At 60.6% G+C, this 7,108-nt stretch carries 6 protein-coding genes; 1 reads left to right on the top strand and 5 read right to left on the bottom strand.

Translation table 11 applies throughout. From position 1 onward, the window contains the following. The first annotated feature begins 376 nt into the window (after nucleotides 1-376). Nucleotides 377-859, top strand: a complete 483-nt coding sequence (locus ABJF10_RS27925; protein WP_348547903.1) for a peroxiredoxin — start codon at nucleotides 377-379, stop codon at nucleotides 857-859. A gap of 323 nt (nucleotides 860-1,182) precedes the next feature. On the opposite strand, the gene ABJF10_RS27920 is transcribed toward ABJF10_RS27925, so the two are convergent. The 5 genes from ABJF10_RS27920 to leuS all read right to left on the bottom strand — a co-directional run bounded on the left by ABJF10_RS27920 (nucleotide 1,183) and on the right by leuS (nucleotide 6,834). Then, nucleotides 1,183-1,785, bottom strand: a complete 603-nt coding sequence (locus tag ABJF10_RS27920; protein WP_348547902.1) for a lipocalin family protein — start codon at nucleotides 1,783-1,785, stop codon at nucleotides 1,183-1,185. Between the two features lie 90 nt (nucleotides 1,786-1,875). Further along, entirely contained in the window at nucleotides 1,876-2,202 is a 327-nt protein-coding gene (locus ABJF10_RS27915) for an STAS domain-containing protein (protein ID WP_348547901.1), read from the bottom strand. Nucleotides 2,203-2,353: 151 nt separating this feature from the next. Beyond that, a complete protein-coding gene (locus tag ABJF10_RS27910; protein WP_348547900.1) occupies nucleotides 2,354-2,971 on the bottom strand; it encodes a type II secretion system protein in 618 nt (205 codons plus the stop codon). Then, on the bottom strand, nucleotides 2,971-4,026 hold the full coding sequence (locus ABJF10_RS27905) for a hypothetical protein (protein ID WP_348547899.1): 1,056 nt from the start codon (nucleotides 4,024-4,026) through the stop codon (nucleotides 2,971-2,973). The genes ABJF10_RS27910 and ABJF10_RS27905 overlap by 1 nt, the downstream gene beginning before the upstream one ends. Before the next feature lie 66 nt (nucleotides 4,027-4,092). Further along, nucleotides 4,093-6,834, bottom strand: coding sequence for a leucine--tRNA ligase (gene leuS, locus ABJF10_RS27900; protein ID WP_348547898.1), 2,742 nt, complete (start codon nucleotides 6,832-6,834; stop codon nucleotides 4,093-4,095). Between the last annotated feature and the right edge of the window lie 274 nt (nucleotides 6,835-7,108).

Genomic DNA, 7,108 nt, shown 5'->3' with positions numbered 1-7,108 from the left:
TGACGACCGCCACCGGGCTCCAACCCGCCCAAATGACCGCCAGGCAGCCCAAGTGCAGGAAAAGAAACGGCAGACAGCGCCGGAATTCCAGTTTGTTCGGGCGTTCGCGCACCGCCGCCGCTCCTTCCGGAAAGTAGTCGGAGTCCATCCATTGGCGCATGGTCACGAGCAGCCGATGGGACGGTTTTTCGGTCGTTGCAATTGACGCGCTGGATGAATGAGCCACGTTTGCTTATTGCGCCGCTTCTGACTTTGCAGATGCCCGGCAAAGTCGCTTTCTTTTATTTACCGGTACCCAGCCGGACCAGATACGCATCCAACAAGCCCCGCCAACCGCATTAGAGTCACGATGAAGTTCTCGCATCTCATTTGTTATATGTCACTTTTTGCATTCCTAGGATTGAAAAATGCCGCCGCGATCGAAATTGGGGCCGCCGCTCCGACGGTCAATGCGATTGATGAAACCGGGCAGGCATTGCACTTTTCGGACTACTACAGCAAGGGCGTGACCCTTGTTTATTTTTACCCGAAGGCGGATACACCGGGCTGCACGACCGAGGCCTGCAGCCTCCGCGATTCCTTCGAGGGATTGAAGGCGCGCGGTGTGCAAATTCTGGGGGTGAGTGAGGACAAGCCTGAGGCGCAGAAAAAATTTCGCGAAAAATACCATCTTCCCTTCGTCCTGGTCGCCGATGCCGACGGCGCGGTCGCGAAGGCATTCGGCGTGCCGACGTTCCTCGGCTTCGCCAAGCGCCAGTCGTTCCTCATCAAAGACGGCAAGATCGTGTGGCGCGACTTGAGCGTCTCGCCCGCAACGCATGTCGCGGAGATCAACAAGGCGCTCGATACCCTGAAATAGAGCGCCAGGTAGTGCTTACGGCCTGTCCGAAAAAAAACTCGCGCCTTAAATTGGCTTAAGGGGGCTTAAGGCACCTTAAAACGCCGTTTCATTTCGTCCGAGCTTGCCGGTAATTCCAGCGGATGGACCGCAGCATGGGAAAATCTTGCATGGGGGCGCAGTGGAAAGCCTTGAGGATCATGCGGGACAGTATGCCATGAGCCCGCGCAAAATGTGCATGGCTCCATTGGTTCCATTGGCTCTGTTGCGGAAAATTCACCATTAGACGCCTTTTGCCGGGCGTTTCTCGCCCCTTCATCACCGTCCCGCTGCAGTGAACGACTCTAGTGGAGGTCGCCGATCTGGCTGGGCAACTGGGGAACCTTCCGGAAGCGGGCTGGATCGTAACCTTGGGTTTTCAGCCGCTGGAGAATGGCCTGGTAAGTCCTCGGTGGCAGTGTCTTTTCCCGGGCGAGGATCCAGCCATATTTGCGGCCCGGATAGCCGAGCACCGCCCAGCGATATTCTGGGTCGAGATCGATGACCAGGTAGTCGACGGTGATCAACCCGAAGAAGCGTACCTGCCATTCCGCGTTGGTTTTATGATTCGTAACCCATGCCAGTGCAGTCATTTGCTTCTGGGGCGCCGAGAAGCTCTTTTTCCGATAGGTGAAATGGTTGTCGATTTTTCCGTCCGCACGCAGCGCGTAGCTTTCGATGGAATCGACGCAATTCTTTTCCCCGAAGTAAGGGATGTTCGCAATGACCCGCCAGTCGCCCATGTATCGACGGAGATCGACGTGGGAGACCGTCCGCAGCGGAGCCGAGGCGGGCTCCTTGGTGACGGAGCGCGCCCGGGTGCTGGCACACCCCGACAGCAAAGCACCCACGGCGGCCGCCAGCAGGCACGGCGCGAGACGGATCAGAAAGGAACGTGAAAACGACATATGAATTGGTTCGCTACCGCACAGGAGCGCGGCTCTATCCCTTCTACGCCATCCCGGCATCGACAGATGCAGGATCTCCTTATCCTCTATCTATGTCCCCGCAACCGCAGCCGCTTCGTCCGGGAAGATGCTAAAAATCTGGTCGAGTCGCGCGATCTCGAAAATGCTGCGGACGCTGTCGCGCAAGCCGAACATGGCGAATTTACCACCGTAGCTCTGGATGCGCTGGAGGGTTTCGATCATGGTCGCGAGCCCTGAACTATCGACGTAGGTGACGGCCGAAAAATCCACGAGAATGCGCGGCAGCTTTTGGGCAATGAGAGGCTCCAGGCCTTCCTTGACCTGTGGGGAGCGGTGCAGATCGATTTCGCCCTCGAGCGCGAGGATTCCTATCTGCGATTGCGGTGCGGTGGCCATGCGTAGGCAGTGTTAACAGCAAATTCCATACGCCGCAACGCCGTTGCGCAGATGCATTCACCAGAATTCATTAAACGCGGATCCATTTCAATCCGGCCACCTCCAGCGGAAGGCCGGCCGCCACCCAGGCGCCGCGACGGCCACCCCACGGCTATTTCTTGGGCATTCCGCCTGAACGTCGAGTCGTGCGCACATGACCATCGGCGTACAAAGCGTAAATCATCATACCGGCACCGGTCTTTCCGTCGGAGATAAAATGGACCGCGCTCCAGTCGGTGCACAACTGCAGCCGGGCAAGGGGAATCGTGATCATGGTGCCACGCCGACGGGAAACGATGGAGGGCACATTGGCGCTGTTTTCCTCGGAATAGGGCGACCACATGTAGCTGGAGTGCGGATTCTGCGAGGCGAAGTAGTTCGGCCCACGGATATCGGCAGGACACTGGAGAATCTCCGGGGTGATGCCGTACGGCTTCAATGCCTCGTCCAGCGGCTTGGCCGGGACGTTCAAGGTATCGGCGACGGTATTGCCGTTCGCGTCGATCTCGACGATGGGATAGGTGTTGTCGTTGTCGTTCGCCGCAGAATTGGCCGCCACACCGATCTGCCGCAGATTATTCATGCACTTCGTGTCGTAGGCCCTGAGGGTGACGTTTTGAACCACCGGCATGATGATGCCCGCGAGGATGGCGATAATGGTAATCACGCACAACAACTCGATGAGTGTGAAGCCATGCAAGCGGGATTTCCCCACGACAATCGGCTTCATCACTTGCCGGTGGCTGCCGCCATGCGCTGGAGATAACTCTGCGCTCGTGCGATCCGCTGGGCGGGAGTGCGACGGCTATCGCGGTTGTTGCTGGCGTCCTCCATTTTGGCCTGCATGGCCGGATCGCTCGCCATCTGCTGGAAGGCCGCCGCCTTCTGCTCGGGGGTCATATCCTTGAGCGAATCGAAAAACTGCTTGCGCGCATCGTGCTCCTGCTGGGCGGCGGTGCGCTCGGAGGCCGGCAACTTATTGATTTCGTTCTGGATACGCTCCTCCATGGCCGACCGGTCGAAACCGCCCTTGGGCCGGTCTCCCCCGCCGAAATTTCCGGCAAAACGCGGCTCACCGTCGTCGCCACCGCGATCCCGTCGATCTCCCTCCCCACGCTCGCCGCGATCCGCATTGCGATTCGAGCCCTGCAGGAGGAAGACCTCTTCATATTTTCCCTTGGCGGCGCTCACCAGCTTGGGCAGCGCGGAACTGATCTCCCCCGACTTGGGCGGCGCCTTCACGGGCGGATTGAAGCCTTCCGGCACGTAGAATGTCGCGGAAACATTCTTGGCCGCTTCCTTGAGGTAGGCCTGGAGGGTTGCTTCGGCCGGCGTTTTCACCACCCATGTATCCTTGCGCGGATCAGGCAGAACAGCCGGTTCGTCACCGATCGGAGGAAGGGGCACGACCATCATATGCCAGCCTTCTTTCTTCTGGCCGGAGGCAAAGGACGCCTTGGCAGTGGCGATCGCCCCCTTGTCGGGAGCCACATAGTAAGCCAGCCGCCAGCGCGATTCCGTGACCACCGAAAGCGTCTCCATGGCCTCGGCGAGCGAGACCTTGGTGACCCACATATCCACCGGCTTGGTCGCGTCCAGGTTCGACTGGATGGTCACATGCCCCTGCTTCTCGATGGAACGGATGACCTGGCTCAGCGATTGCCCCTTGGCGTGAATGGTCACGAGTCCCCAATTTGACCAGATGTAATTGACGACCTCCCCAGTGAGGACGAGCACCAAGACGAGCAGAACCCATTGGTTTCGGGAGAGTTTTGGCAATTTCATAGGAAATGATGAGGGATTAAGATTTTTTAACCCCAAGACAACCCGCAAGTTGCAAGTTTCTTCGCCCTAACCCGCCACCACGATATTCACGAGTTTGCCCGGCACAACGACGACCTTCGTGATCTCTTTGTCGGTGGTCCACTCGGCGATCTTGCTGGAGGCGCGGGCGGCGGACTCGATTTCCTCCTTGGTCGCCTCCTTTTTGACCACGATCTTGTCGCGGACCTTGCCATTCACCTGGACGACGATTTCGATCTCGTCCTCGATCAGCAGGGCCTCCTCGTAGACCGGCCATGGCTCGGTGGGCAGTGCGCGGGAGCCATTTTCACTGAAGCCGAGGCGTTCCCACAGCTCCTCGGTGAGGTGCGGGGCAAAGGGGTTGAGGACCTGCAACAGAGTGCGCAGGGCGCTGCGCGGACGCGGGTTGGCATTCGTGAAGGTGTTCACGAAGATCATCATCTGGGAGATGGCGGTATTGAGACCGAGGGTCTCGATGTCCTCGCCCACCTTCTTGATGGTGGCGTGGATGACCTTGAGCTGCGCCTTGTCGGGTTCCATGTCCTGCAGGGCGGAAGAGACCATCCACTCCCCGGCCTGGTTTTCCTCCATGGCCAGGCGCCAGACGCGCGCCAGGAAGCGCGACACGCCCTCGACCCCGGCCATGCTCCAGGGCTTGGTCTGCTCCAGCGGGCCCATGAACATCTCGTAGCAGCGCAGGGCATCGGCGCCGTACTCGGCGATGACGTCATCGGGGTTGACCACGTTGCCGCGGCTCTTGGACATCTTTTGGCCGTCTTCACCGAGGATGAGGCCTTGGTTGACCAGGCGCTGGAAAGGCTCGGGCGTGCTGACGTAGCCCAGATCGAAGAGCACCTTGTGCCAGAAGCGGGCGTAGAGCAGATGCAGCACGGCGTGCTCCGTGCCGCCGACGTAGAGATCCACGCCACCGGGGCGCGCCGGGGCGCCGGCGTCCGCTGGCGCGGCCTGGTTCACTTGCCCGGTCATCCAGTAACGCTCGGCATCCACGCCGACGAAGCGGTTGTGGTTCAAGGGATCGCAATAGCGCAGGTAGTACCAGCAGGAGCCCGCCCACTGGGGCATGGTGTTGGTTTCCCGGGTGGCCTTGTCGGAATAACGCACCCACTGCGTGGCCTTGGCCAGCGGCGGCTCCCCGGTGCCGGTGGGCTTGAAGTCGTCGAGCGGCGGCGGGTTCAGCGGGAGATGGGTATCGGGCAGGGCGCGGTGCTTGCCATTTTCCCAGACGATCGGAAAAGGCTCGCCCCAGTAACGCTGCCGGGAAAAGAGCCAGTCGCGCAGCTTGAAGTTGATGGTCTTGCGCGCCAGGCCACGGCCGGTGAGCTGGCGGACGATCTCCGCCTTGGCGTCCGCCGAGGGCAGGCCATCGAGCGGGCCGGAATGGATGGCGTAGCCTTCCCCGACGAAAACCTCGAGCGGTTCCGCCTCGCAAGGGCTCGATCCCCCACCCAGTCCGAGCGTGGGAGTGGTGGAAACGACTTCGCGAATCGGCAAAGCGTATTTCCGGGCAAATTCCCAGTCGCGCTCATCGTGCGCCGGCACGGCCATGATCGCGCCCGTGCCGTAGCCGACCAGCACGTAATCGGCGATCCAGATGGGGATGCGCTCGTCGTTCACCGGGTTGATGGCAAAGGCGCCGGTCCAGACGCCGGTCTTTTCTTTCGACAGCTCGGTGCGCTCGAGGTCGCTCTTGTGCGCGGTCCTCTCGCGATACTCCTCCACCGTGCGGAGCTGCTCTTCGGTGACGAGCCGATCGACCAGCGGGTGCTCCGGCGCGAGCACCATGTAGGTGGCGCCGTAGAGCGTGTCGGGCCGCGTGGTGAAGACGGTGATTTTCTCGTCCGTGCCGGCGACGGAAAACTGCACTTCCGCGCCTTCGCTGCGCCCGATCCAATTGCGCTGCAGGAGCTTGATCGACTCGGGCCAATCGAGGCCGTCGAGCTCGTCGATGAGGCGTTGCGCGTAGGTGGTGATGCGGAGCATCCACTGGCGCATGAGACGGCGCTCGACCGGGTGGCCGCCCACCTCGCTCTTGCCGTCGATGACTTCTTCGTTGGCCAGCACCGTGCCCAAGCCGGGGCACCAATTCACCGGCGCATCGCTCACATAGGCGAGGCGATGATGATCGATGATGGCTTCGCGCACGGCCGTGCGGCGTTCCGGCGGCAGATCGCCGCTGTGCGCGCGGAGACCGGCGAGATAGTCGTCGTCCTTCCATTCGTCGGTGCGCTTCGGCTCATCCGCGAGCGCATCCTCAAGCAGCGAAATGGGCCGGGCCTTGAGCAGGAACGGATCGAAATAGCTGTGGTAGAGCCGCAGGAAAATCCACTGCGTCCAGCGATAGTAACTGGGGTCCGTGGTGTTGACTTCCCGCTGCCAGTCGTAAGCGAAACCGATGCGCTTAAGCTGCGCACGGAAGCCGTTGATGTTCGCTGCGGTGGTGATCGACGGGTGCTGGCCGGTCTTGATGGCATACTGCTCCGCCGGCAGACCGAACGCATCCCAACCCATCGGGTGCAGCACATTGCAGCCGCGCATCTTCTTGTAACGCGCGATGATGTCCGTGGCCGTGTAGCCTTCCGGATGCCCCACGTGCAGCCCCGCGCCGCTGGGATACGGGAACATATCGAGCACAAAGTACTTGGGCTTGGTGGGATCAAAGCCGTCTTCGCCGGGATTCGGCGCGTGGAAGGTCCGCGCGGATTCCCAGCGCTCCTGCCACTTGGGCTCGATCTGGTCGTAAGGATAGGAACGGCGTCGCTCGGTGCTCATGTCAAAAAGGGGGCAAACTGTGGCGGCGGTCCCGACAAGATGCAAGTCGCAGCATCGCCGGGCGGCGGGGCGCGGCGAAAGGCGGGTCCACGAAATACACGAAAAAGCACGAAAATATGGGGGTAATAGGGGAAATTCGACAATGGAGCCAATGGAGCCAATCAGTTCTCAGTTCTCAGTGCTTAGTTCTCAGTAAGCGCTCCGAGCCAGAATCTCAGACTGAGGCGCAACCGATTTTTGGACCGGTTGTTTGTTTAGTTTGCTGAGTGGATCT

The organism is Chthoniobacter sp., from assembly GCF_040003245.1.
Classification (GTDB): domain Bacteria; phylum Verrucomicrobiota; class Verrucomicrobiia; order Chthoniobacterales; family Chthoniobacteraceae; genus Chthoniobacter.
The sequence above is the reverse complement of the archived record's forward strand: the minus strand, read 5'-3'. Positions and strand labels throughout refer to the sequence as shown.